The following is a 26,494-nucleotide window of genomic DNA, read 5'->3' on the forward strand; positions in this document are numbered from 1 at the left end:
TGTCGGGCCGCCGGGTCAGCGGGCCGGCGCGCAGGCGCGGCCGGCCGGGTCGAAGGTGCGGATGCCGGCGCGGATGCCGTCGAGCGAGATCCACAGGCCCCACGCGGCCGCCACCGCGGCCAGCACGGCGTCGACCTGCGCGCCGTGCGCGTCGGCCGCCAGCGGCACCTGGTCGAGCGGCGCCAGCTGCTGCTCGTTCTGGCCGGTGGCCAGCACGATCCAGCCGTCGCGCACGAAGGCCGCGCGGCCGCCCACCGCGCGGTGCGCCGCCAGCGTGGCCAGCCCGCCGTCGCGGGCGAACAGGATCACGTCGCCGTCGCACAGCGGGGCCAAGGCCGCCACCCGCTCGTCGGCGCCGTTGAGCACCGCGCAGCCCTGCGGCAGCACCACGTCGACGATGGTGCGCAGCACGTTGGCGATCTGCGCGGGCTCGTCGATCGACAGGTCGGGCAGGGTGCAGGCCGGGTCCAGGCCGGTGACCACGCCGACCTGGCAGCGGTCGTAGGCCAGCCCTTCGGTCAGGATGGCGCGGGCGCCGGTTTCGAACACGGCGCCGTCGATGGCGCGGTTCTTCAGCGCGCGCTGCGCGGGCGCCCAGTGGGCGGCGTCGCCCGCCTCGATCCGTCGGCGGTCGAAGTACAAGCCGTTGCCGCAAGCCAGCCCCACGCGATGGCCGGCCAGGTGCATCAGTTCGGCCACCAGCTCGGCGACCAGCGTCGTGCCGTGGCTGCCGGTGATGCCGACGATCGGGATGCGGCCGCTGTCGCCGGCGGGGAACAGGTGCTCGACGATGGCCCGGCCCACCGGGCGCGGTTCGCCGTCGGCGGGCTTGAGATGCATCAGCAGGCCCGGCCCGGCGTTGACTTCCACCACCGCGCCGCGCTGCGCCTCCAGCGGGCGCGAGATGTCTTCGGCCACCAGGTCGACCCCGGCGACGTCGAGCCCGACGATGCGCGCGGCCAGGCACACGTGGGCGGCCACGCTGGGATGGACGGCGTCGGTCACGTCGAAGGCGACGTTGCCGTTGCGCTGGATCAGCACCTCGGCGCCGGCGGGCGGCACGGCCTCGGCCGCGAAGCCCTGGCGCGCGAGCTCGAGCCGCGCGGCGGAATCCAGGCGCACCAGGTTCAGCGGGTGGTCTTCGGTGCTGCCGCGGCGCGGATCGGTGTTGAGCTGGGCGTCGATCAGTTCGTCGATGGTCGAGCGGCCGTCGCCGACCACCGACGCCGACTTGCCGCGCGCGGCCGCCACCATGCGCCCGCCCACCACCAGCAGGCGGTGCTCGTTGCCCGGCACGAAGCGCTCGACGATCACGCCGCTGCCTTCGCCGTCGGCCACGCCGAAGGCGGTCTCGATTTCCTCGCGGGTGCGCAGGTCGGTGAACACGCCGCGGCCGTGGTTGCCGTCGCAGGGCTTGACCACCACCGGCAGGCCGATGTCTTGCGCCGCTTCCCAGGCGTCTTCCTTGCTGTCGACCATGCGGCCTTCGGGCACCGGCACGCCGCAGGCGGCCAGCAGGCGCTTGGTAAGGTCCTTGTCGCGCGAGATGCCTTCGGCGATGGCGCCGGTGCGGTCGGTCTCGGCCGTCCAGATGCGGCGCTGGCGGGCGCCGTAGCCCAGCTGCACCAGGTTGCCGTCGCTGAGCCGGATGGCCGGGATGTCGCGGTCGTCGGCCGCGTCGACGATGCAGGCCGTGCTCGGCCCCAGGCAGCGCGCCTGCGCCAGCGCGCGCAGCGATTCCACGGTGCCGGCCACGTCGAACGGCCGGTCTTCGATCGCCGCCATGACCAGGTCGCGGCCGGCGTACAGCGCGGCGCGCGTCACGTCTTCGTGCCAGGCGCGCACGATCACGCGGTAGACGCCGCGGGTGGAGGTTTCGCGCGCCTTGCCGAAGCCGCCCGGCAGGCCGGCCAGGTTCTGCAGTTCGAGCGTGACGTGTTCCAGGATGTGGCCGGGCCAGGTGCCTTCGCGCAGGCGCTGCAGGAAGCCGCCCCGCACGCCGGGACTGCAGCGGTGCTCGATCAGCGTCGGCAGCCAGTCGACCAGCCGCTCGTAGAAGCCCGGGATTCGGTTGGAGGGGTATTCCTCCAGCTCGCCGATGTCGACCCAGGCCTCCAGGACCGGACGGTAGGTCCAGATGTTGGGGCCGCGCAGGCTGAGCACATCGAGGAATTCAATGTGTTTCTTTTTCATGGGAGGGGCAGGGGAAGGGGAAGGGGCGGGGGCGGCCGGCCGCGGGTGGGGATGTGCGGACGGCGGACGCGTGCGGGCTGCGGTGGGAACCTAGCGGCAGGAAAGGGGGGGCGAGGGCCAAGGATGCGCGCCTCCTGGCGCGTGCGAACCGGCGTTTCAGTAGTTTTTCAGTCTGTGGTGGGCGAGAATGTAGGGGCGCCATGCGTGCTGCGCAATACTCCGTTGCCCCACCCGGGGATACCCCCGATGCGGCGCCGCAACGGTCGGCGTCGGGTTCGGCGTGCATTCGGCGTTCCTTGCGTTGCTTCCTGGTGCGGCGGTGGCCTATAACTCTATACTCTTACGTGGGCCTGACAGGCTGCCATATTTTTCGAAAAAAGAATAGCGCCAGCTCGCACGTCGCGGCGTTTTTGCCGCAGGGCCGTCTCTTTCCACGGTATCGATGACAACCCCTTCCCTAGCTCCTGCCGGCGCCTTGCCGGACGCCTGGCGCGGCAGCCTGGAATCCCGGCTCGCGCCCGGCGAGCGCCTGCTCGCCTGGGCCGCGCTGGACCTCGATGCCGGGCTGCGCTTCGCCGCCGGCGTGGTGGCGCTGACCTCGGCGCGGCTGCTGGCCCTTGCCGGCGGCGGCGACGCCTGGCAGGCATGGCCGCTGGAAGGCCGGCTGCGGCTGCGCAGCCACGACCATGCCGGCGTCGGCACGCTGGAGCTGGTCGACGACGCGGCACGCCTGGGCTGCTGGCGCTATACGCTGGCGCGCCAGGCCGAGGTATCGCGGCTGGTCGATGCCTTCGCCCGCCTGGCCGCCGGCGAGCCCCCGCCCGACGAGGTCGCTGCCGAGGCGCCATCGGCTGCCCCGTCTGCCGCCGAAGGCGAGCCGGTGCCGCCGCGGCGCTGGGCGCTGCTGCGGCTGGCCCGTTTCGCGCGGCCCTACCGCCGGCCGCTGGCCGCCGGCTTCGTGCTGACGCTGCTGGCCACCGCGGCCACGCTGGTGCCGCCCTACCTGACCATGCCGCTGATGGACGAGGTGCTGATCCCGTTCCAGAACGGCGCCCCGATCGACTACGGCAAGGCGGCGCTGTACCTGTCGGGGCTGCTGGGCGCGGCGCTGGCGGCCTGGCTGCTGGGCTGGTGCCGCACCTACATCCTGGCCTGGGTCAGCGAGCGCATCGGCGCCGACCTGCGCACCGCCACCTACGAGCACCTGCAGCAGCTGTCGCTGGAATACTTCGGCGGCAAGCGCACCGGCGACCTGATCGCCCGCATCGGCTCGGAAACCGACCGCATCTGCGTGTTCCTGTCGCTGCACCTGCTCGATTTCGCCACCGACGTGCTGATGATCGCGATGACGGCGGCGATCCTGGTATCGATCGACCCCTGGCTGGCCGCGGTCACGCTGCTGCCGCTGCCTTTCATCGCGTGGATGATCCACGTGGTGCGCGACAGGCTGCGCTACGGCTTCGAGAAGGCCGACCGCATCTGGTCGGAGATCACCAACGTGCTGGCCGACACCATCCCCGGCATCCGCGTGGTGAAGGCCTTCGCCCAGGAAAAGCGCGAGGTGGCGCGCTTTCGCGAGGCCAACCAGCACAACCTGGCGGTCAACGACCGGGTCAACGCGGTGTGGTCGCTGTTTTCGCCCACGGTCACGCTGCTGACCGAAATCGGCCTCTTGGTGGTGTGGATCTTCGGCATCTGGCAGATCTCGCGGCACCGGATCTCGGTGGGCGTGCTGGCCGCCTTCCTGGCCTACATCAGCCGCTTCTACCTGCGGCTCGACTCGATGAGCCGCATCGTCTCGGTCACGCAGAAGGCGGCGGCCGGCGCCAAGCGCATCTTCGACATCCTCGACCGCGTCTCCAGCGTGCCCGAGCCGGCCGCGCCGGTGCGGCTGGGCCGGGTGCAGGGCCGCATCCAGCTGCGCGACGCCGGCTTCCGCTACGGCAACAGGACGGTGATCCACGGCCTGAACCTCGACATCGCGCCGGGCGAGATGATCGGGCTGGTCGGGCACAGCGGCTCGGGCAAGAGCACGCTGGTCAACCTGATCTGCCGTTTCTACGACGTGTCGCAGGGCGCGATCCTGGTCGACGGCGTCGACATCCGTTCGCTGGCCGTGGCCGACTACCGGCACAACATCGGCGTGGTGCTGCAGGAGCCCTTCCTGTTCTTCGGCACGGTGGCCGAGAACATCGCCTACGGCAAGCCGCAGGCCACGCGCGAGGAAATCGTGGCCGCCGCGCGCGCCGCGCACGCGCACGAATTCATCCTGCGGCTGCCGCAGGGCTACGACTCGCTGGTGGGCGAGCGCGGGCAGTCGCTGTCGGGCGGCGAGCGCCAGCGCATCTCGATCGCGCGGGCGCTGCTGATCGACCCGCGCATCCTGATCCTGGACGAGGCCACCTCGTCGGTCGACACCGCCACCGAAAAGGAGATCCAGAAGGCGCTCGACAACCTCGTGCAGGGCCGCACCACCATCGCGGTGGCGCACCGGCTCAGCACCTTGCGCCGCGCCGACCGGCTGGTGGTGCTGGACCGCGGCCAGATCGTCGAGGAAGGCGGGCACGAGGAACTGATCGCGCGCGGCGGCGCGTATTTCCGCCTGCACCAGGCGCAGTCCCAGGGCGAGGCCGTCGGCGGCAGCCCCGGCGCGGACGGCGGCTGGGACGAGGACGACGAGGAGGCCGCATGAATACGGTGGAACCGCCGCCGGGACGCCTGGCGCGCAACGCCTTCGGCCGCCTGGTGTGGTCGGCGCCCGGCGCGGCCGGCGAGGAAGTGGTGCCGGTGCGGGCGTTCCCGCTCGGCGATCCCGACGGCTGCATCGCGCTGGTCAACGCCGCGGGCCGCGAGCTGGCGTGGATCGAGCGGCTGGATGCGCTGCCCGAGGCGATGCGGCGGCTGGTGTCGGAAGAACTGGCCGGGCGCGATTTCATGCCCGGCATCCTGCGCATCGTGTCGGTATCGGGCTATGCCACGCCCTGCACCTGGCAGGTGGAAACCGACCGCGGCCCGGCCGTGCTGTCGCTCAGGAGCGAGCAGGACATCCGCCGCGTGGCGCCGTCGTCTTTGCTGATCGCCGACGGCAATGGCCTGCACTTCCTGGTGCGCGACGTGGCGGCGCTCGACAGGGCGAGCCGCCGCCTGCTGGACCGCTTCCTGTAGTCAGTCGTCCAGGCTGCGGTCTTTGGTCTCGCGCACGAACAGCATGCCGATGACCAGCGTCATGACAGCGATCACGATCGGGTACCACAGGCCGTAGTAGATGTTGCCGGTGGCCGCCACGAGCGCGAACGAGGTGGTCGGCAGGAAGCCGCCGAACCAGCCGTTGCCGATGTGGTAGGGCAGGCTCATCGAGGTATAGCGGATGCGGGTCGGGAACATCTCGACCAGCATCGCCGCGATCGGCCCGTACACCATGGTGACCAGGATCACCAGCAGCGTCAGCAGCAGCACCACCATCGGCCTGTTCATCTGCGCCGGGTCGGCCTTGGCCGGATAGCCGTGGTTGCGGATCTCCTGCGTGAGCTGGGCGCGCAGCGCGTCGCCGCGGGTCTTGAGTTCGGCCGGCGGCAGCCCGGCGCCTTCGAAGGCGTTGATGACCGTGTCGCCGATCTTGACCTGCGCCACCGTGCCGGCCGATGCGGCCTGATTCTCGTAGTTGACCGAATTAGCCGCCAGGAAGGCCTTGATCTGGTCGCACGAGCTGGTGAAGCGGGCCGTGCCCACCGGGTTGAACTGGAACGAGCAGCTGGCGGGGTCGGCCACCACGGTGACCGGCGACCTGGCCAGCGCCGCTTCCAGCGCCGGGTTGGCGTAGTGGGTGATGCCCTTGAAGATCGGGAAGTAGGTGAGCGCCGCCAGCAGGCAGCCGGCCATGATGATGGGCTTGCGGCCGATGCGGTCGGACAGCGTGCCGAAGATCACGAAGAACGGCGTGCCGATCAGCAGCGCCAGCGCGATCAGGATGTTGGCGGTGTTGCCGTCGACCTTCAGCGTTTGCGTGAGGAAGAACAGCGAATAGAACTGGCCGGTGTACCAGACCACCGCCTGTCCCGCCGTCAGCCCGAACAGGGCCAGCAGCACCAGCTTCAGGTTGCCCCAGCGGGCGAACGATTCGGTCAGCGGCGCCTTGGACTGCTTGCCTTCGGCCTTCATCCGCTGGAAGGTGGGCGATTCGTTGAGCTTGAGCCGGATCCACACCGAGATGCCGAGCAGCACGATCGACACCAGGAACGGCACGCGCCAGGCCCAGGCGGCGAAGGCTTCCTCGCCGGTGGCGTTGCGCACGCCCAGGATCACCAGCAGCGACAGGAACAGGCCCAGCGTGGCGGTGGTCTGGATCCAGCTGGTGTGGGCGCCGCGCCGGTTGGCCGGCGCATGCTCGGCCACGTAGGTGGCCGCGCCGCCGTATTCGCCGCCCAGCGCCAGGCCCTGCAGCAGCCGCAGCGCGATCAGGATGACCGGGGCGGCGATGCCGATCGAGGCGTAGGAGGGCAGGATGCCGACCAGGAAGGTCGACAGGCCCATGATCAGGATGGTGATCAGGAAGGTGTACTTGCGGCCGACCAGGTCGCCCAGCCGGCCGAACACCAGCGCGCCGAAGGGGCGCACCGCGAAGCCGGCCGCGAAGGCCAGCAGCGCGAAGATGAAGGCGGCGGTTTCGTTGACGCCGGAGAAGAACTGGCGGGCGATGATCGCCGCCAGCGATCCGTACAGGTAGAAGTCGTACCACTCGAAGACGGTGCCCAGCGACGAGGCGAAGATGACTCGGCGTTCGTCGCGCGTCATCGGCCGGTGGGCGTGTTGTGCCGGGATGCTGTTGGCGGGGATGCTCATGAAAGGGTGTCTCCTCGATGCCTGCGGTGATTTTTTGGAGTAATGCAGACTTGCCGGGCCGCCTCGCGGTGCGGGCGTAGGGCCAGAGTAGGAACAGTTGCTGACTGGAAGCTGACGTTCGTGTGACGAAAAGGCCGAAAACACGCCTGGAAGGCAGGAAAGAATGAAGACCCGCTTACCTGGAGACGCAGGACCGGCGCTCAGGCCTTGGGAAATTTTGCGGTAATGCGCGTCCCTGGCGGGTCGTCGGGGCCGGATTGGGAGTTTCCCGCAACGGCCAGCGTGGCGCCGTGGCGCTGGGCGATCTCGCGCACGATGGCCAGCCCCAGGCCGCTGCCGTCGGTGGAAGAGCCCAGGATGCGGTAGAAGCGGTCGAACACCAGTTCGCGTTCTTCCTCCGGGATGCCGGGGCCGGAATCCTCCACCTCCAGCAGGGCGGCGTCGCCGTCGTCGGCCACGCGCACCGTGACCGTGCCGCCGGGCGGCGTGTAGCGCAGGGCGTTGTCGATCAGGTTGTTCAGCAGCTCGGCCAGCAGCAGCGGCTGGCCGCGGATCGTGACCGGCATGTCGGGCGCTTCCAGGCCCAGGTCGATCTGGCGGTCGAGCGCCTCGTGCACCCAGTTCTGGGTCTGCTCGCGGGCGATCGCGGCCAGGTCGGTGGGCGCGGCGGCGTCGCCCGGGCCGCCGGCGTTCTCGGCGCGCGCCAGCGCCAGCAACTGGTTGACCAGGCGGGTGGCCCGTTCGGCGCCGGCGATCAGCTGGCGCAGGCTGGCTTGCATGTCTTCCGGGCTGGCGTTGCGCAGCGCCAGTTCGGCCTGGGTGCGGATGCCGGCCAGCGGCGTCTTCATCTGGTGCGCGGCATCGGCCACGAAGCGCTTCTGCGCCTCGACGCTGGCCGCCATGCGGTGCAGCAGGTCGTTCATGGCGGCCATCAGCGGCGCGATTTCCTGCGGCACTTCGCGTTCGTCGATGGCCGACAGATCGTCCGGCCGCCGGGCGCGCAGCCGCGCCTGCAGCCGGTTCAGCGGCGCCAGCCCGCGCGACAGGCCGAACCATACCAGCAGTACCGCCAGCGGCAGGATCACGAACTGCGGGATGATGACGCCCTTGATGATCTCGTTGGCCAGCTGCGAGCGCTTCTGCAGCGTCTCGGCCACCTGCACCAGTACCGGTCCGCCGCGCACGCCGGGCAGCGCCACCCAGGTATAGGCCACCCGCACGCCGAAGCCGCGCATGGTGTCGTCGCGGTACTGGACGATGCCCGGCAGCGGCGCTTCCAGCGAAGGCAGCGGCAGCTCGCGGTCGCCGCCCAGGTAGTCGCCGCCGCCGGTCACCACCAGGTAGAACACGCTGTCGGTTTCGTCGGCGCGCAGCATGTCGCGCGCCGGCAGCGGCAGCTGCAGCCGCGCGCGGCCGTTGACGTCTTTCACCTGCTGGGCCAGCACCAGCACGGTGTTGGCCAGCCCGCGGTCGTACGGCACCACGGCGATGCCTTGCGCCACCACGTAGGTGATGGCCACGCTGATCGGCCACAGCAGGAACAGCGGGGCCAGCATCCAGTCGAGGATCTCGCCGAACAGGGAGCGGGGAGGCGGTTCGAAAGGGCCGCCGGCCGCCGGGAAGGCGCCGTCCGGCGCAGTGGCCTGGGCCGCGGGCGCGTCGCCCCCGGCGGCGCCGGCGGGGCGGCTCACCGGCCTGCCTGCCCGCCGCGCGGCACCTGCGCCGCAGGCGGAGCGGCCATGCGCGAAGCGCTCACGCCGGGCCGGGCGTGCCCGCCTCGCGCTCGAGGCAGTAGCCGAGCCCGCGCACGGTGGCGATCTTGACGTCGCCCGGCTCCAGCTTCTTGCGCAGCCGGTGCACGTAGACCTCGATCGCATTGGTGCTGACTTCCTCGCCCCATTCGCACAGGTGGTCCACCAGCTGCTTCTTGCTGACCATGCGCCCGCTGCGCGACAGCAGCACTTCCAGCAGGCTGACCTCGCGCGCCGACAATTCCACCGGTTGTTCGTCTATCGTGACCACGCGGCCGACCTGGTCGAAGGCCAGCCGGCCGTGGCGCAGCACGGTGGGGCCGCCGCCGGCGCCGCGCCGGGTCAGCGCGCGCACCCGGGCTTCCAGCTCCGACAGCGCGAAAGGCTTGGCCATGTAGTCGTCGGCGCCCAGGTCCAGCCCTTTGACGCGCTGTTCGATGCTGTCGGCGGCGGTGAGGATCAGCACCGGCAGGTGCGAGTTGCGGGCGCGCAGCCGGCGCAGCACCTCGATGCCGTTGAGCCGGGGCAGGCCGATGTCTAGGATCAGCAGGTCGAACGGCTGCGCGGCCAGGGCGGAATCGGCCGCCAGGCCGTCGTGCACGGCGTCGACCGCGTAGCCGCCCTGGCGCAGCGAACGCGACAGGCCGTCGGCCAGGATGCTGTCGTCTTCGGCGATGAGAATGCGCATGCGGCGATTGTATCCCCGCGCCCCGGCGCGGTGCGCCGCCCGGCGCGGCCCGGCGGCCGTTTTATTTTTGCCGCGGGCGCTTTATTTTTCGCGTAGGAGCTTGCAGTCCCATACTGTTTTTTTATACAGTATCTGGCAATGCCATAATCCGCCCATTCCACAAGGGACCTTTCAATGGACGACACCAAAGTTTCCAAAGCCGCTGCCGCCGCCCAGGCCGAAAAAAGCAAGGCGCTCGCCGCCGCGCTGTCGCAGATCGAAAAGCAGTTCGGCAAAGGGTCCGTCATGCGCTATGGCGACAACGAAGTCGAGCACGACATCCAGGTGGTTTCCACCGGATCGCTCGGGCTCGACATCGCGCTGGGCGTGGGCGGCCTGCCGCGCGGCCGGGTCATCGAGATCTACGGCCCCGAATCGTCGGGCAAGACCACGCTCACGCTGCAGGTGATCGCCGAAATGCAGAAGCTCGGCGGCTCCTGCGCCTTCATCGACGCCGAACATGCGCTCGACGTCCAGTACGCCTCCAAGCTCGGCGTCAACCTGACCGACCTGCTCATCTCGCAGCCCGACACCGGCGAGCAGGCGCTCGAAATCACCGACGCGCTGGTGCGTTCCGGCGCGGTCGACCTGATCGTGATCGACTCGGTGGCGGCGCTGGTGCCCAAGGCCGAAATCGAAGGCGAGATGGGCGATTCGCTGCCCGGCCTGCAGGCCCGCCTGATGAGCCAGGCGCTGCGCAAGCTGACCGCTTCCATCAAGCGCACCAACTGCATGGTGATCTTCATCAACCAGATCCGGATGAAGATCGGCGTGATGTTCGGCAACCCCGAAACCACCACCGGCGGCAACGCGCTGAAGTTCTACGCCTCGGTCCGGCTCGACATCCGCCGCACCGGCTCGATCAAGAAGGGCGACGAGGTCGTTGGCAACGAGACCCGGGTCAAGGTCGTCAAGAACAAGGTATCGCCGCCCTTCAAGGCCGCCGAGTTCGACATCATGTACGGCGCCGGCATTTCGCGCGAGGGCGAGATCCTCGACCTGGGCGTGGCTGCCAACATCGTCGAGAAGTCCGGCTCGTGGTTCAGCTATGGCGGCGAGCGCATCGGCCAGGGCAAGGACAACGCCCGCGAGTTCCTGAAGGAGCACCGGGCGATGGCGATGGAAATCGAAAACCGCGTGCGCGAGAGCCTGGGCGTGACCGCGCGCGTGGGCGGCGACGTGGCCGAGTCCGTTGAAGGCGAATGATGCCGCCAGCCCGCCGTCCGGCCTTTCGCTGAAGGCCCGGGCGGTAGGCTACCTGTCGCGCCGCGAGCACAGCCGCGCCGAACTCGAGCGCAAGCTGGCCCGCCACGCGGCCGACGAAGACGATGTCCGCGCGGTGCTCGACAGCCTCGAAAAGGAAGGCTGGCTGTCGAACGAGCGTTTCGCGCAAAGCCTGGTGCACCGCCTGGCGCCCAAGCGCGGCGCGGCGCGCATCGTGCAGGAGTTGCGGCAGCACGGCATCGATACCGATCAGGTGTCCGCACTCCGCCAGTCCCTGCACGAATCCGAGCTGCCGCGCGCGCGCGATGTCTGGCGCAAGCGTTTCAAGGCGCCGCCGGCCGATGCGAACGAACGGGCCAAGCAGATCCGTTTCCTGATGGCGCGCGGTTTTTCGCAGTCCACCATACGCCGGGTATTGGGCGATATGGAGTCCGACGATGCCGACTCCGAATACTGACTCCCTCCTCCGTCGCGTTCTTCGCATGGCCGCGGCCATTGCCTTCTCCTCGAGCCTTCTTGCCTGTGCCCATGCCGGGCCGCAGCCGGGGGACCATCTCAGCTTGCAGGGGCGGCTGGTGCTGAAAGGCAGCGACCCATTGTTCACGCCTGTGCTGATCGTGGCTGGAGAGCAGGGCGGGCAATGGGAATTGCGCGGGATGGAACGGAGTGAAGCGCTTCGGTTGCAATCCACCATGTTGCGGGTCAGCGGGACGGTTTTGCAGGTGGGGGCTGCGTTGCCTGCTGTCTTGAGGGTGGAAGAGGTTCGGATTGAAGAAAGGGGTAAGTAATTTGTTGGGGAGTTGGAACCCAACAACCCGCCACAACGCCATGCTATGTTCACCCATTCCTTCCGCCGAGCAAACCATGTCCCGCCACCAGCCGCCCCCTCCCGGCTCGTATCGCCGGCTTTGCATTGCGAGTTCGAGCACCGCGCCAGCCCGGTTTTTCATGCATGCGATCCGTGTCGCCGGCCTGTCGGCCGTGGCGGTGTTGCTGTCCGTGCTGGCAGCGTGCGGCGGCGGTGGCGATGGGGAGGCTGCGGATTCGACGGATACTTCGCAGCCGGGCCTGGGGCCCGATACCGGCGCGGTCGGCCAGTTCGTGGCTGCTTGTTCGGGGACGGGCTGCGGGGCTGTGGATTCGCAAACGTATGGCGGCAGCGGCATCGGCGTGTGGCGCTATGCCAATGTCGGCACCGGCAATGCCACGGTGCCGGTCTCGATCGATGGCGTGGCCGGCAAAAGCGTGACACTGGTCTTCACCAATACGGGGGATACCGAAGTCGCGATTCCATCGATCCGGCTGGATGCCGCGCAGACCGCAGCGCGCAGCGTCGCGCGCGCCGAGGCGCCCGTGCCGCGCTTCAACCGCGTGCCGGCGGTCGTGCGCGATTTCGACGTGCGGGCGGCGCTGGAGGCGGCGTCCACGGGGGCCGCGAGCCGGCCATCGGCGCGGGTGGCGCCGGCTGCGGCGGTGGCCGTGGGGGCGCATCGCGAATGGAACGACTATGGCGGCACGGCGCGGGCCACTACGTTGCTCGCGCAGCGGGCGGCTGGCGATGGCCGCATGGTCAATCTCTGGGTGGCCGACGCTGAGTACCAGCCCGGCAAGATCACGGCCGCGATGGTGGACGATCTCGCCAGCCGCTTCACCGCCGGCGACTCGGCCGTCTATCCGATGGTCACCGGGCTGGCCGGCCAGCCCTGGGGCCCCTACGACGCCGGGCCGAGGCTGATCGGTCCGGAGCAGGACATCAATATCGTGCTGCTCAACCTGCAGCCCGACGGCGCGGCCTACGGCACCATCGGCTATTTCTTCTCGTTGAACAATTTTCTGAACGAAGGCAACAACCTGGGCCAGACCAGCGCCGAGGCGCTGGCCATCTTCCTCGATACCGAAACGCTGTACCTGGGCGGCCAGTCGGGTTTCGACCTGGGGGTGAGCACGCTGGCTCACGAATTCCTGCACATGGTGAATTTCTACCAGCGCGGCGTGCTGCTGTCGGCCGGCCATGCGGCGCAGTACTACGTCAACGAAACCTGGCTGGAGGAAATGACCGCGCTGATGATGGAAGACATCGTGCGCACGCGGCTGGGGCAGTCGCGGCCGGCGGCCGATACCGAGCTCGGGCAGTGGCTGCGCGCCAACCCGAACTGCGGCTTCATCCGGCAGTGGAATCCCGACCCGGATTCGGACTGCTTCTCGTACGATCATGCCTCCGCCTTCGGCTCCTTCCTGCTGCGGCAGTTCGGGCTGGGCTTCTATCGCAGCCTGCTGCGCGACACCTATTCCACTTGGTCCGAGGCCGTGCTCGACCACGCCATCCGGCAGGCCGGCGGCGACGGCCTGCACGGGGCGCTGCGGCGCTGGGGGGCGAACCTGGCGCTGCTGCCGGCCAGCGGCCTGCCCGGCGGCTACGGCTATCCGCAGCGCGAGGAAGACGGCTACGTCCTGCGCGGCTACGACGGCACGGCCATGCAATCGGTGCGCGTTCTGCCCGACCACGTGCCGGCCTCGCTGGAGCCCGACGCCCACTTCCCGGTGCTGCGCAGCGTGTCGGGCGCTCGCTATACGGAATCGGTGACCGTGCCGCCGGCGACCACCCTGTCGGTCGTCGTGCGCTAGGCGCCCCGTCCGGGGACGGTCATTCCGACTTGATGTTCGCGTTTTTGATGACCTTGCTCCAGCGCGCCTGCTCCGACTGCAGGAAGCGGTAGAACTCGTCGGGCGTCGTGCCGTTGACCTGAGCGCCGATGCCGGCGAAGCGTTCCTGGACCGCGGGAGTCTTCAGGGCCTCGTTGATCGCCGCGTTGAGCTTGTTCACGATCTCGGGCGGCGTGCCCTTGGGCGCCACCATGGCCGTGAAGGTGACGGCCTGCAGGCCGGGGTAGCCCGCTTCGTCGAGCGTCGGCGTCTCGGGCAGTTCGGGCGCGCGTTTGGCGCTGGTGACCGCCAGCGCCCGCAGCTTGCCGGCCTTGATGTGGGGCAGCGACGAGGTCAACTGGTCGAAGCTGAGCTGCACGTGCCCGCCGAGCACGTCGTTGACGGCCGGCGCGTTGCCCTTGTAGTGCACCAGATTGAATTTGGTTCCGGTGGACGCCTGGAACAGTTCGATCGCCATGTGGTTGATCGATCCGCTGCTGGGCGTGGCCACGGCCAGTTGGCCGGGCTTCTTCTTCGCCAGCGCGATCAGTTCGGTCACGGACTTGGCCGGCACGTCCGGGTTGACGACAATGACCATCGGCGTCAGCGCCAGCATGCCGATCATCGAGAAATCGCGCAGCGGCTCGTAGGGCGCGTTCGGGTTGGTCAGCGGCACGATGCTGATGGCGGAATTGGACGACACCAGCAGCGTATAGCCGTCCGGCCTGGCCTTGGCCACCATGTCGCTGCCCACCATGCCGCTCGCGCCGGCCTTGTTCTCGACCACGAACGATTGCCCCAGCGCCTCGGTGAGCGAATGCGCGATGATGCGCGCGCTCTGGTCGACGTTGCCGCCCGGCGGGAACGGCACGATGATACGGACCGGATGGTCGGGATAGGGCTGGGCCAGGCCGGCATGGGCGAAGCCCAGCGCGGCAGCGGCCAGCAGGGCCTTCTGCGTCATTTGTTTCATTGTCTCTTCCGTTATCGTTTTAGGCGTGCAGCGCCTTAACGTAAGAGACCGCTCGTGCCACCGTCAAGGCGCGGCGGCGTCCATGGGGAAAGTCCCCGGTGCCCGGGCAGGCGCAATCCGGAATGGCGGGAATCGCGACGGCCGGTCACGCCCTGGGGGCGCGGATTCCGTCCAGGTCGCGAAAGCTCAGTTCGCGCGCCACGCCCAGGAAATCCTGGATGTAGGGCGCGTCTTCGTCTTCTGCCCGCACGCCGGCGTAGAGCGTGCGCCATACGCCTTCGCTGCCCAGGTGGCAGCTTCGCACCAGCCCCTGGTGGAGATATTCGGTCAGCGCCCAGTTGGGCAGGGCGGCCACGCCGCGGCCGCTGGCCACCAGCTGCACGATCATCGGCGTCAGCTCGGCGGTGCGGATGCCGGCCGGCTCGACGTCGGCCGGATCCAGGAACACCGTGAAGATGTCCAGGCGATCGCGGTCGACCGGGTAGGCGATCAGCACCTGGTCGGCCAGGTGGCGCGGCTCGACGAAGCGCAGTTCGGCCAGCGGATGGCCGCGCGCCACGGCCAGCACCAGCTCGTAGCGGAACAGCGGCAGGTAGCGGATGGCGTCCTGCCGGATCGGGTCGGAGGTGATGACCAGGTCCAGGTCGCCGCGCACCAGCGCCGGCAGCGGGGCGAAGGAAAACGCCGCCGAAAGGTCCAGCACCACCTCGGGCCATTGCTCTCGGAAAACGTCGAGCGCCGGCATCAGCCACTGGAAGCAGGAATGGCATTCGATGGCCATGTGCAGCCGCCCCGTGCGGCCGGCCGCCAGCCGGCGCAATTCGCGCTCGGCCAGCCGGACGCGGGGCAGCACGTCGTCGGCCAGCGCCAGCAGCCGCAGCCCGGCGGTGGTGAAGCGTAGCGGCCGCGTCCGGCGGTTCAGCAGCTGGGTGCCGAGCCGGTCTTCCAGTTCGCGCAGCTGGTGCGACAGCGCGGATTGCGTGACGTGCAGCCGCTCGGCGGCTTCTAGCAGGCTGCCGCCGTCGCGGATGGCGGTCAAGGTGTCGAGGTGGCGTATTTCTACCATCGTGGGCCCGGAATGCGGTATGGGTTGTAGACTTGAATATATCTCATAGTACGGATGCGAAACTTGATTTTGATTCATTGAGTATCGGCGCCAGAATCCCTGTTTGCGCCGCCCCGGCCGGGGCGGCCGCGCGACTGCGTACATCACGCGCGACGAACGGGACTTTCCACCATGACTCTGCACAACCTCGGTTTTCCCCGCATCGGCCTGCGCCGCGAATTGAAGCGGGCGCTCGAATCCTATTGGTCGGGCGGGCTGGACGCTGACGGCCTGCTCGCCGTTGGCCGCGAATTGCGCCAGCGGCACTGGAAGATCCAGGCCGATGCCGGCCTCGATCTGCTGCCGGTGGGCGATTTCGCCTGGTACGACCACATGCTCGAATGGAGCGCCACGCTGGGCGCCGTGCCGCCGCGCTTCGGCCAGGACGCCGCCCGGCCGGTGGCCCTGGATACCGTGTTCCGCATGGCGCGGGGCCGCGCGCCCACCGGCACGCCGGCCGCCGCCTGCGAAATGACCAAGTGGTTCGACACCAATTACCACTACCTGGTGCCTGAACTGGCGCCTGGCCAGGTTTTCCGCATCGCCCGCTCCGACCTGTTCGACCAGGTGGACGAGGCCCTGGCCCTGGGCTACCGGCCCAAGCCGGTGATCCCTGGGCCGCTTTCCTGGCTGTGGCTGGGCAAGGGCGAAGCCTATGCCGGCGCCGGCGACGCCGCCAAGCTGGCGCTGCTGGACGCGCTGCTGCCGGTCTACGCCCAGGTGCTGGCGCGGCTGGCCGCGCAGGGCGTGGAATGGGTGCAGATCGACGAACCCATTCTGGTGCTCGACCTGCCGCCGGCCTGGCGCGAGGCCTTCGGCCGCGTCTACGCCATCCTCGCCACTGCCGGCGCGCCCCGGCTGCTGCTGGCCACCTATTTCGGCGGCCTGGGCGACAACCTGCCCACGGCGCTGTCGCTGCCGGTGGCCGGCCTGCACGTGGACCTGGCGCGCGCCCCGGAACAGTTGGACCCGGTGCTGGCCGGCCTCGGGCCCGATCGCGTGCTGTCGGCCGGCGTGATCGACGGCCGCAACATCTGGCGCACCGATCTCGATGCGCGCCGCGGCGAGCTGGCCGCCGCCGCGGCGCGGCTGGGCGAGCGCCTGTGGCTGGCGCCATCGTGCTCGCTGCTGCACGTGCCGGTGGACCTGTCGGCCGAAACGCTGCTGGACGACGAACTGAAGAGCTGGCTGAGCTTTGCCGTGCAGAAGCTGGACGAACTGGCGCTGCTGGGCCGCGCGCTGGCACCGGGCGAGGACGCCGGCGACGAACCGCAACTGGCCGCCGCGCTGGCCCGCCAGCGCGCGGCGCTGCAGTCGCGCCGCGCCTCGCCCCGCACCCGCAACGCCGCGGTGCGCGCGCGCCTGGCCAAAGACCTGGGCCTGCCGCGCGACCGGGCGCCGTTCGCCCGCCGCGCCGCCGCCCAGCGCGAGCGGCTGAAGCTGCCGGCCTTTCCCACCACCACCATCGGCTCCTTCCCGCAGACGGCCGAGATCCGCGCGTTGCGGCGCGACTGGAAGGCCGGCACGCTGGGCGACCACGCCTACGAAACCGCGATCCGCAAGGAAATCGCCCACTGCATCGCGTTCCAGGAGCGCATCGGCATCGACATGCTGGTGCACGGCGAGGCCGAACGCAACGACATGGTCGAATACTTCGGCGAACTGATGGCCGGCTTCGCCTTCACGCAGAACGGCTGGGTCCAGAGCTACGGCTCGCGCTGCGTCAAGCCGCCGGTCATTTTCGGCGACGTGTCGCGGCCGGCGCCGATGACGGTGGGCTGGACCGCCTATGCGCAGTCGCTCACGGCGCGGCCGGTCAAGGGCATGCTGACCGGCCCGGTCACCATCCTGCAGTGGTCGTTCGTGCGCGACGACCAGCCGCGCCGCGACACCTGCGCGCAGATCGCGCTGGCGCTGCGCGACGAGGTGCAGGACCTGGAGGCGGCCGGGATCCCGGCGATCCAGATCGACGAGCCGGCCTTCCGCGAAGGCCTGCCGCTGCGCCGGGCCGACTGGGACGCCTATCTGGCGTGGGCGGTGGACTGCTTCCGCCTTTCCACCTCGGGCGTGGGCGAGGCGACCCAGATCCACACCCATATGTGCTATTCGCAGTTCAACGACATCATCGAGTCGATCGCCGCGATGGACGCCGACGTGATCACCATCGAGACCTCGCGCTCGCGCATGGCGCTGCTGGAGGCCTTCGAGGACTACAGCTATCCCAACGACATCGGCCCCGGCGTCTACGACATCCATTCGCCCAACGTGCCCGACGTCGGCTGGATGGTGGGCCTGATGCGGCGCGCCGCCGCCCGGCTGCCGCGGGAACGTCTGTGGGTGAACCCCGACTGCGGGCTGAAGACCCGGGCCTGGCCGGAAACCGAGGCTTCCCTGGCGCGGATGGTGGAAGCGGCGCGGCAATTGCGCGCGCAAGCCTGAACGCCGCTGGCGCCGCGCCCCGGTCCGGGCGCGGCGCCAGCTCATGCTGCGTTGCGACATGCCACGGCAGGCACCGGCCAGGCATGTCCGGCGAGGGGCCGCCCCCTCGATTTCCCTAGGTGTCCCGAGGCATTACCTCTTTTTTCCGCCCGGCCCGCCCGCCGGGCCTGCGCTATACTTGATGGGTTTTATCATCCCCGTTGCGGCTATGCCACAACGCAACCGGGTATAGCCGCGCATGCCAGTTTCCGCATTTCCGACCTTTCCGCCCGTCCGTTCCCGGCCGCCTCGCGCTGCCGCCGCGGGCCACGGCGCCGGCGGCACCCGCGGAAGGCGCGCCATCCGGTTCATGGCGCGGCGCCGTGCCGCGCAGGCCTGATTCAACCGAACATTCAACGTTTCCCCGATAGCGAAGGCTCCGCATGAAAATCCATGAATATCAGGGCAAAGAGCTCCTGAAGAAGTTTGGCGTCACGGTCCCGCGCGGCATCCCCGCGTTCTCCGTGGACGAGGCGGTCAAGGCGGCGGAACAGCTCGGCGGCCCGGTGTGGGTCGTCAAGGCCCAGATCCACGCAGGCGGCCGCGGCAAGGGCGGTGGCGTCAAGCTGGCGCGCTCGATCGACGAAGTGCGCACGCTGGCCGGCCAGATCCTCGGCATGCAGCTGGTCACCCACCAGACCGGGCCCGAAGGCCAGAAGGTGCGCCGCTTGCTGATCGAAGAAGGCGCCGACATCAAGAAGGAACTGTACGTCGGCATCGTGACCGACCGCGCCTCGCAGCGCATCTGCGTGATGGCCTCCAGCGAAGGCGGCATGGAGATCGAGGAAGTGGCCCACGCCACGCCCGAGAAGATCCTGAAGGTGTTCGTCGACCCGCTCGCCGGCCTGACCACCGAGGAAGCCGCCGGCCTGGCCCGCGGCATCGGCGTGCCCGAGGCCTCGGTGGCCGACGCCGCCGCCCAGATCCAGAAGCTGTACACCGCCTATTACGAAACCGACGCCGACCTGGCCGAGATCAACCCGCTGATCGTCGACGGCGCCGGCCGCATCATCGCGCTCGACGCCAAGTTCAACTTCGATTCCAACGCGCTGTATCGCCATCCCGAGATCATGGCCTACCGCGACGTCGACGAGGAAGACCCGGCCGAGATCGAAGCCAGCAAGTTCGGCCTGGCCTACATCCAGCTCGACGGCAACATCGGCTGCCTGGTCAACGGCGCCGGCCTGGCCATGGCCACCATGGACACCATCAAGCTGTTCGGCGGCGAGCCGGCCAACTTCCTCGACGTGGGCGGCGGCGCCTCGGCCGAGAAGGTGACCGAGGCCTTCAAGATCATGCTGAAGAACCCCGGCCTGAAGGCCATCCTGGTCAACATCTTCGGCGGCATCATGCGCTGCGACGTGATCGCCGAGGGCGTGATCGCCGCCTGCAAGGCGGTCAGCCTGAGCGTGCCGCTGGTGGTCCGCATGAAGGGTACCAACGAAGAGTTGGGCAAGAAGATGCTGGCCGACTCGGGCCTGCCGATCATCAGCGCCGACACGATGGCCGAAGCGGCCACCAAGGTCGTCGCCGCCGCCAAGTAACCGCCGAGCCGCACAGCACAGAAGGATTCGAAATGTCGATTCTGATCAACAAAGACACCAAGGTCATCACGCAGGGGATCACCGGCAAGACCGGCCAGTTCCACACCCGGATGAGCCGCGAGTACGCCAACGGCCGCAACTGCTTCGTGGCCGGCGTGAACCCCAAGAAGGCCGGCGAGGATTTCGAAGGCATTCCCATCTACGCCACGACCGCCGACGCCAAGGCCGCCACCGGCGCCAACGTCTCGGTCATCTACGTGCCGCCGGCCGGCGCCGCCGCCGCGATCTGGGAAGCGGTCGAGGCCGACCTCGACCTGGTCATCTGCATCACCGAAGGCATCCCCGTGCGCGACATGCTCGAGGTGCGCGCCCGCATGCGCGACCAGAACAAGCGCACGCTGCTGCTGGGCCCGAACTGCCCCGGCCTGATCACGCCCGACGAAATCAAGATCGGCATCATGCCCGGCCACATCCACCGCAAGGGCCGCATCGGCATCGTCAGCCGCTCGGGCACGCTCACCTACGAGGCCGTCGGCCAGGTCACCGAACTCGGCCTGGGCCAGTCGTCGGCGGTCGGCATCGGCGGCGATCCGATCAATGGCCTGAAGCACATCGACGTGCTCAAGCTGTTCAACGACGATCCCGACACCGACGCCGTCATCATGATCGGCGAGATCGGCGGGCCGGACGAAGTCAATGCCGCGCGCTGGGCCAAAGACAACATGAAGAAGCCGGTCGTGGGCTTCATCGCCGGCGTCACCGCCCCGGCGGGCAAGCGCATGGGCCATGCCGGCGCGCTGATCTCGGGCGGCGCCGACACGGCGCAGGCCAAGCTCGACATCATGGAAGCCTGCGGCATCAAGACCACCAAGAACCCGTCCGAAATGGGCAAGCTGGTCAAGTCGGTCCTCTAAGAACCGCCTGCCATGCAAGAAGCCCGCCGTTCAGGCGGGCTGCCCCCTAAAAACAACCAGTGGAACCGCGGCCCCGGGGGGGAACCGCGGCACCACCCCCAGGAGGTTTGAATGGAAACGTATTTGTCCGTGGCGTTCCTGCTGGCGCTGCTGAAGATCATCTGGATCAACATCCTGCTGTCCGGCGACAACGCCGTCGTCATCGCGCTGGCCGCGCGCTCGCTGCCGGCCGACAAACAGAAGAAGGCGATCGTCATCGGCTCCGGCGCAGCCATCGTCATGCGGATCATCCTGACGCTGGTGGCGGCCGAACTGCTGCAGCTGCCGTGGCTGAAACTGATCGGCGCGGTGCTGCTGATCTACATCGGCGTGCAATTGCTGCTGCCCGAAGGCGAAGACGAGGAAGGCCACGCCATCCACACCACGCTGATGGCGGCGATCCGCACCATCCTGATCGCCGACCTGGTGATGAGCATCGACAACGTGGTGGCGGTGGCCGCCGCGGCGATGGGCGACGACGTGCTGCTGATCCTCGGCCTGGCCATCAGCATCCCGCTGGTCATCTTCGGCAGCACGCTGCTGCTGAAGGTCATCGAGCGCTTCCCGGTCATCGTCTGGCTGGGCGCCGCGCTGCTGGGCTACATCGCCGGCGAGCTGTTCGTCAACGACAGGGCGGTGCATCCCGACGCGATCGAGGCCTCGATGGGCCTGAGCCATCATGGCGCGGAAATCGCGTTCGGCATCATCGGCGCGGTGATCGTGCTGGCGCTGGGCAAGATCCTGCTGTCGCGCCGCTCGCACGTCGAAGCCGCGCAGTCGTGACGGTGCCGCCGGCTTCCCGCGGGGGGCCGGTGGTTGCAACTTGGGACGGGAAAACAATGCCGGCTTGAGGCAAAATAGCCGGCGTTTCTTTTTGGTTTTTGCGGGAACGGACCGATGCGCGCGGGCGCATCCGGACCGGCCCTGGGCCCAACGAGGCCCGCTTTCACAAAAACAGGGAAGGGGAACACCCTTCCACGACCTAATCACTTGTTAGGGGATCGCACGTGCTCGAATTTTTCCAGACGCTCAGCTGGGCGGCCGTTTTCCAGATCATCCTGATCGATCTGCTGCTGGGCGGCGACAACGCCGTCGTCATCGCGCTGGCCTGCCGCAACCTTCCGCCCAAACGCCGGATGCAGGGCATCCTGTGGGGTACCGCCGGCGCCATCGTGCTGCGCGTGATCCTGATCGCGTTCGCCGTCACGATGCTGCAGATTCCCTACCTGAAGGTGGTGGGCGGGCTGCTGCTGTTCTGGATCGGCATCAAGCTCCTGCTGCCCGAGCATGATGAGCACGGCAACATCGAAGGCGGCGCCACGCTGATGTCGGCGGTCAAGACCATCATCGTGGCCGACTTCGTCATGAGCCTGGACAACGTGATCGCGATCGCCGGCGCCGCCCAGGGCGCCGACCAGGCGCACCAGATCCCGCTGGTGATCTTCGGCCTGCTGGTGAGCGTGCCCATCATCGTCTGGGGCAGCACGCTGGTGCTCAAGCTGATCGACCGCTTCCCGCTGGTCATCACGCTGGGCGGCGGGCTGCTGGGCTGGATCGCCGGTGGCATGCTGCTGACCGACGTCGCCGTGGTAAGGCAGCTCACCGAAGCCGGCGCCACCGCGGGCCAGCTCGAGGCCTGGACCTACGCGGCCGAAGTGATCGGCGCGCTGATCGTGATCGCGGTCGGCACGCTGCTTGCGCGCCGCAGGAAGGCCCGGGTCCAAGCCCCTACTGCCTGATCGGGTATTATGCTGGCGACCGCGCGGCGCGCCAGGCGCGCCGTGCACGCCCCGAATTCGAACAGAGGTCCTGAAATGAAGCGGTTCCAACGTGGTCTCACCCTGATGCAAATGCTGGTCGTCATAGGCGCCGCCGGCGCCGTCATAGCCGCGGCCGTAGCCTATATCCGCTGAGCGCAGTTCCTCGCACCTAGCCGCCCCACCCAGGATGCGGCCGATCCGGCTCCGCCGGTCCGCGCGCATCGCCCCCTGGAGGGGGCGGCCGCAGGCCGCGCGGGGGTGGACTTCCCCTCCGGTCCGCCCGCATCGCCCCCCTTGGGGGGCGCGCGAAGCGCGCAGGGGGTTACCCCGTATTCCTAAGACCTGCCGAAATGCCGTTGATGGTGAGGTGGATGCCGCGGTGGACCCGTTCATCGGTGGCGTTCGGCTTGGCGCGCGTGCCGCGCCGGGCGCGATGGCGCCGGATGAGTTCGATCTGCAGGTGGTTGAGCGGGTCGATATAGGCGATGCGGTCGCGGATCGCGCGGGCCAGCGCCGGGTTGTCGGCCAGCAGCTGGCGCTGCCCGGTCACCAGCTTGAGCGCCGCGATGGTGCGGGTCAGCTCGTCGCGTATGGCGCCGAAGATGCGGGCGCGCAGCGCGCGGTCGGGCACCAGTTGCGCGTAGCGCGAAGCGATCGCCAGGTCGGTCTTGGCCAATACCATTTCCATGTTCGACAGCAGCGTGCGGAAGAACGGCCAGTCGCGCGCCATCTCGCGCAGGTGGCGCACGCGGTCGCGCCGGCGGCCGCCGGGCTGGTCCAGGTAGGCCTCGATCGCGGCGCCCACGCCGTACCAGCCGGGCAATAGCAGCCGGCACTGTCCCCACGAAAAGCTCCACGGGATCGCGCGCAGGTCTTCGATCCGGCTGCTCGCCTTGCGCGTGGCCGGCCGCGAGCCGATGTTGAGGTCGGCGATCTCCAGGATCGGCGTGGAGGCGAAGAAATAGTCCGTGAAGCCGGGCGTTTCGTACACCAGCGCGCGATAGGTCTGCATGGCGCGCTCCGACAGGAAATCCATGGTGGCGCCGTAGCGCTCGAACAGCGTGTCTTCGGCCGAGGCGGCGGCGCCGGCGTCGGCCAGGCTGGCCTCCAGCGTGGCCGACACCAGCAGTTCGAGGTGCCAGCGGCCGATGTCGGCGTCCTTGTACTTGCTCTGGATCACCTCGCCCTGCTCGGTCAGCCGCAGCTGGCCGGCCACGGTGCCGGGCGGCTGCGCCAGGATGGCGTCGTAGCTGGAGCCGCCGCCGCGGCCCACCGTGCCGCCGCGGCCGTGGAACAGGCGCAGCCGCACCTTGCGCTGCGCGAACACCTCCACCAGCGCGCGCTCGGCATGGTAGAGAGACCAGTTCGAGGTCAGGAAGCCGCCGTCCTTGTTGCTGTCGGAATAGCCCAGCATGACTTCCTGCACGCCGTCCTGCGCCTGCCGCACCCGCGCCTTCACTTCGGGCAGGTCCAGGTATTGCGCCATGATCGACGGGCCGTTGCGCAGGTCGGGGATGGTCTCGAACAGCGGCACCACGATCAGCCCTTCGCCGGCCGCGGGCGGGCGGCCGCCGGGGGCGACCAGGCCGGTTTCCTTCTGCAGCACCAGCACTTCCAGCAGGTCGCTGACGCTTTCGGTGTGCGAAATGATGGCGTGCTGGACCGCGCGCAGGCCATGGCTGCGGCGTGCCTGCGCCGCGGCGCGGAAGATTTCCAGTTCGCGCGTGGTTTCTTCGCCGTAGTCGAACCAGGGCGAGACCAGCGGCCGCGCCTCGGCCAGTTCGCGCCGCAGCAATTCGATCCGCGCGGCCTCGTCGAGCGCGGCGTAGTCGGCCTGCACGCCGGCGCGGGCGAACAGTTCGGCCAGCGTGCGTTCGTGCACGTCCGAACTCTGGCGCAGGTCGATCGTGGCCAGGTGAAAGCCGAACACCGCCACCGCCTGCCGCAGCGCGGCCAGGCGCAGGCGGGCGATCGGCGCCGCGTGATGGGCGGTCAGCGAATGCGCCACCACCGCCAGGTCGGCCGCGAACTCGGCCGGGTCGGCATAGGGCTCGGCCGGACGCGCGGCGCGGCGCGCCAGTTCGCGTCCGGCCAGCTCGCGCGCGGTGGCCGCCAGCCGCGCGTACACGCCCACCAGCGCGCGGCGGTACGGTTCGTCGGCGCGGTGCGGGGAGTCGTCGCCGCCACGCTCGGCCAGCGCCAGCAGCTCCGGCGAGGCCGGCGTCAGCAGGGTGCTGAGCGACAGTTCGGCCCCCAGCGCGTGCACCTCGTCGAGGTAGAACTCCAGCGCGATGGCGGTCTGGCGCAGCAGCGCCTGCCGCAGCGTGCCGGCGTCGACGTTCGGATTGCCGTCGCGGTCGCCGCCGATCCAGCTTCCCATGCGCAGGAAGGGCTCGAGCGGTTCGGGCGGCGCGGCCAGCGGGTCGCCGCCGTCGCGCCCCAGCAGGCGCGCCAGGTGGGCGTACAGTTGGGGGATGACCGGCAGGAAGGTGCTGCGGTAGTACGACAGCGCGTTCTCGATTTCGTCGGCCACCGTCAGCCGGGTGTAGCGCAGCATGCGGGTCTGCCACAGCGTGGCGATGCGGCCGAGCATTGCCTGCAAGAGTTCGGCGTCTTCGTCGCCGGTGCGCGGGCGGTCGCGCTCCTGCAGCAGGCGGGCGATCTCGCGGTGGACGTCGAGCGTGCTCTTGCGCTGTACTTCGGTCGGGTGCGCGGTCAGCACCGGCACCACCAGCGCGCCGGCCAGCAGGTGCCGCAGCCGGGATTGCGCCACGCCGGCGCCCCGGATGCGGCCGACGGCGTCGCGCAGGCTGCCGCGCGGCGGCGGCCCGCCGGCCAGCGCCTCGGTGCGGCGGCGCAGGTTCTGGTCGCGGTCTTCGGCGATGTTGGACAGGTGCAGGAAATAGCTGAAGGCGCGCACCACCGTGTTCGTTTCGTCGGGCGACAGCCGTTTGAGCCGGCTTTCCAGCGCGCGGCGGTCGACGGCGTTGCCGTCGCGGCGGAAGCGCACCGCCGTGCGGCGCACCGTTTCGATGGTATCGAAGATGCCCTGGCCTTCGGCGGCCCGCACGATGTCGCCCAGCAGGCGGCCGAGCAGGCGGATGTCATCGCGCAGGGGCAGATCGGTATCAGGCGTAGTACTCATGATTCTCCGGGGGATGGGCCCACCCCGGGGGAGGCGCGCCGCGCCATGAAACTATAATGCCCTGCCCGGGCCGCGGGCGAGCCCATCGAGAGACGCATACCTTGGAACGACCACGCTTCATCATCGCGACGCGCGAAAGCCGGCTGGCCCTGTGGCAGGCCACGCATGTGCAGGCCGCGCTGCGCGCGCGCTACCCGGCGGCCGAGGTCGCGCTGCTGGGCATGACCACGCGCGGCGACCAGATCCTCGACCGCACGCTGTCCAAGGTCGGCGGCAAGGGCCTGTTCGTCAAGGAACTGGAGGCCGCGCTGCTCGACGGCCGGGCCGACCTGGCCGTGCATTCGCTGAAAGACGTGCCCGTCGACCTCGCTCCCGAGTTCGCGCTGTGCGCCGTGATGACGCGCGAAGACCCGCGCGACGCGCTGGTATCGGCGCGCTACGGCAGCCTGGCGGAAATGCCGCCCGGCGCGGTGATCGGCACCTCCAGCCTGCGGCGCGAGGCGCAGATCCGCATGCGCCATCCCCATCTCGAAGTGCGGCCGCTGCGCGGCAACCTGGATACGCGGCTGGCCAAGCTGGACCGCGGCGACTACGACGCCATCGTGCTGGCGGCCGCCGGCCTGCGGCGGCTGGGGCTGGGCGAGCGCATCCGCGGCCTGCTCGATCCTGACGACAGCCTGCCGGCCGCCGGCCAGGGCGCGCTGGGCATCGAGATCCGCGCCGACCGCGACGATCTGCGCCAGCTGCTGCAGCCGCTGGCCGACCCCATCGCGGCGGCGGCGGCCGCCGCCGAGCGCGCCGTCTCCCGCGCGCTGGGCGGCTCCTGCCAGGTGCCGCTGGGAGCCTATGCCGAACCCGTGGCCGGCGGCCTGCGCCTGCGCGCCCTGGTGGCCGCGCCCGACGGCAGCCGCGTGGTCCGCGCCGACCGCACCGGCGGCGGCGACCCGCAAGCCCTGGGCCAGGCCATCGCCGACGAACTGCTGGCCGCCGGCGCCCGCGGCGTTCTTGCCGGGTTGTGATGAGCGCGCCCGCGCGGCCGCCCGGAGGGCGCGCGTCCTCCCACGGGGAGGATGCCGCGCAGCGGCAGGAGGGTGGTCCATCCGGCGCGCCCGCGCGGCCGCCCGGAGGGCGCGCGTCCTCCCACGGGGAGGATGCCGCG

Annotated in this window: 19 protein-coding genes; 12 read left to right on the top strand and 7 right to left on the bottom strand. The window is 69.6% G+C overall.

Annotated elements, in window-relative coordinates; translation table 11 throughout:
• Positions 1-15: 15 nt before the first annotated feature.
• Entirely contained in the window at positions 16-2,193 is a 2,178-nt protein-coding gene (locus ABD927_RS20775) for a cyanophycin synthetase (RefSeq protein ID WP_425570319.1), read from the bottom strand.
• A 442-nt stretch (positions 2,194-2,635) separates the two neighbouring features.
• Between ABD927_RS20775 and ABD927_RS20780 the strand changes: the two genes are divergently transcribed.
• Positions 2,636-4,885, top strand: a complete 2,250-nt coding sequence (locus ABD927_RS20780) for a cyanophycin metabolism-associated ABC transporter (RefSeq protein ID WP_345251777.1) — start codon at positions 2,636-2,638, stop codon at positions 4,883-4,885.
• Complete coding sequence (locus tag ABD927_RS20785; RefSeq protein ID WP_345251778.1) at positions 4,882-5,358, top strand: cyanophycin metabolism-associated DUF1854 family protein; 477 nt, start codon at positions 4,882-4,884, stop codon at positions 5,356-5,358. The genes ABD927_RS20780 and ABD927_RS20785 overlap by 4 nt, the downstream gene beginning before the upstream one ends.
• Here ABD927_RS20785 and ABD927_RS20790 read toward each other — a convergent pair whose 3' ends face one another.
• The 3 genes from ABD927_RS20790 to ABD927_RS20800 form a co-directional block, all read right to left on the bottom strand.
• Positions 5,359-6,984, bottom strand: a complete 1,626-nt coding sequence (locus ABD927_RS20790) for an MFS transporter (RefSeq protein WP_345251812.1) — start codon at positions 6,982-6,984, stop codon at positions 5,359-5,361.
• 248 nt (positions 6,985-7,232) lie between these two features.
• A complete protein-coding gene (locus ABD927_RS20795; protein ID WP_425570322.1) occupies positions 7,233-8,588 on the bottom strand; it encodes a sensor histidine kinase in 1,356 nt (451 codons plus the stop codon).
• Between the two features lie 196 nt (positions 8,589-8,784).
• Entirely contained in the window at positions 8,785-9,471 is a 687-nt protein-coding gene (locus tag ABD927_RS20800) for a response regulator (RefSeq protein ID WP_345251779.1), read from the bottom strand.
• Positions 9,472-9,645: 174 nt separating this feature from the next.
• On the opposite strand from ABD927_RS20800, the gene recA reads away from it, so the two are divergent.
• The 4 genes from recA (at position 9,646) to ABD927_RS20820 (ending at position 13,359) form a co-directional block, all read left to right on the top strand.
• A complete protein-coding gene (gene recA, locus ABD927_RS20805) occupies positions 9,646-10,716 on the top strand; it encodes a recombinase RecA (RefSeq protein ID WP_345251780.1) in 1,071 nt (356 codons plus the stop codon).
• On the top strand, positions 10,703-11,191 hold the full coding sequence (gene recX / locus ABD927_RS20810) for a recombination regulator RecX (protein WP_345251781.1): 489 nt from the start codon (positions 10,703-10,705) through the stop codon (positions 11,189-11,191). The genes recA and recX overlap by 14 nt, the downstream gene beginning before the upstream one ends.
• Before the next feature lie 25 nt (positions 11,192-11,216).
• Positions 11,217-11,522, top strand: a complete 306-nt coding sequence (locus ABD927_RS20815; RefSeq protein ID WP_345251782.1) for a hypothetical protein — start codon at positions 11,217-11,219, stop codon at positions 11,520-11,522.
• A 160-nt stretch (positions 11,523-11,682) separates the two neighbouring features.
• Positions 11,683-13,359: a M30 family zinc metallopeptidase gene (locus ABD927_RS20820; RefSeq protein WP_345251783.1), complete on the top strand. Its 1,677-nt coding sequence runs from the start codon at positions 11,683-11,685 to the stop codon at positions 13,357-13,359.
• 19 nt (positions 13,360-13,378) lie between these two features.
• Here ABD927_RS20820 and ABD927_RS20825 read toward each other — a convergent pair whose 3' ends face one another.
• Together ABD927_RS20825 and ABD927_RS20830 are read right to left on the bottom strand one after the other, a co-directional pair.
• Positions 13,379-14,350: a Bug family tripartite tricarboxylate transporter substrate binding protein gene (locus ABD927_RS20825; protein ID WP_345251784.1), complete on the bottom strand. Its 972-nt coding sequence runs from the start codon at positions 14,348-14,350 to the stop codon at positions 13,379-13,381.
• A 145-nt stretch (positions 14,351-14,495) separates the two neighbouring features.
• Complete coding sequence (locus ABD927_RS20830; protein WP_345251785.1) at positions 14,496-15,416, bottom strand: LysR family transcriptional regulator; 921 nt, start codon at positions 15,414-15,416, stop codon at positions 14,496-14,498.
• A gap of 171 nt (positions 15,417-15,587) precedes the next feature.
• On the opposite strand from ABD927_RS20830, the gene metE reads away from it, so the two are divergent.
• From metE to ABD927_RS20855, 5 genes are all read left to right on the top strand, one after another.
• Positions 15,588-17,894 (top strand): 5-methyltetrahydropteroyltriglutamate--homocysteine S-methyltransferase, encoded by a 2,307-nt coding sequence (gene metE, locus ABD927_RS20835; protein ID WP_345251786.1) that lies wholly within the window; start codon positions 15,588-15,590, stop codon positions 17,892-17,894.
• A gap of 422 nt (positions 17,895-18,316) precedes the next feature.
• Positions 18,317-19,477: an ADP-forming succinate--CoA ligase subunit beta gene (sucC, locus tag ABD927_RS20840; protein WP_345251787.1), complete on the top strand. Its 1,161-nt coding sequence runs from the start codon at positions 18,317-18,319 to the stop codon at positions 19,475-19,477.
• 32 nt (positions 19,478-19,509) lie between these two features.
• Positions 19,510-20,391: a succinate--CoA ligase subunit alpha gene (gene sucD / locus ABD927_RS20845; RefSeq protein ID WP_345251788.1), complete on the top strand. Its 882-nt coding sequence runs from the start codon at positions 19,510-19,512 to the stop codon at positions 20,389-20,391.
• A gap of 111 nt (positions 20,392-20,502) precedes the next feature.
• The gene (locus tag ABD927_RS20850; RefSeq protein WP_345251789.1) at positions 20,503-21,213 is read left to right on the top strand and encodes a TerC family protein; all 711 of its coding nucleotides are present in this window, start codon (positions 20,503-20,505) and stop codon (positions 21,211-21,213) included.
• Positions 21,214-21,437: 224 nt separating this feature from the next.
• Entirely contained in the window at positions 21,438-22,169 is a 732-nt protein-coding gene (locus tag ABD927_RS20855; protein WP_345251790.1) for a TerC family protein, read from the top strand.
• 343 nt (positions 22,170-22,512) lie between these two features.
• Here ABD927_RS20855 and ppc read toward each other — a convergent pair whose 3' ends face one another.
• Complete coding sequence (gene ppc, locus ABD927_RS20860; protein ID WP_345251792.1) at positions 22,513-25,335, bottom strand: phosphoenolpyruvate carboxylase; 2,823 nt, start codon at positions 25,333-25,335, stop codon at positions 22,513-22,515.
• Between the two features lie 56 nt (positions 25,336-25,391).
• On the opposite strand from ppc, the gene hemC reads away from it, so the two are divergent.
• Positions 25,392-26,354, top strand: a complete 963-nt coding sequence (gene hemC, locus ABD927_RS20865) for a hydroxymethylbilane synthase (RefSeq protein WP_425570320.1) — start codon at positions 25,392-25,394, stop codon at positions 26,352-26,354.
• The last annotated feature ends 140 nt before the right edge of the window (positions 26,355-26,494 follow it).

This window comes from Pigmentiphaga soli (genome assembly GCF_039541095.1).
Lineage (GTDB): Bacteria > Pseudomonadota > Gammaproteobacteria > Burkholderiales > Burkholderiaceae_B > Pigmentiphaga > Pigmentiphaga soli.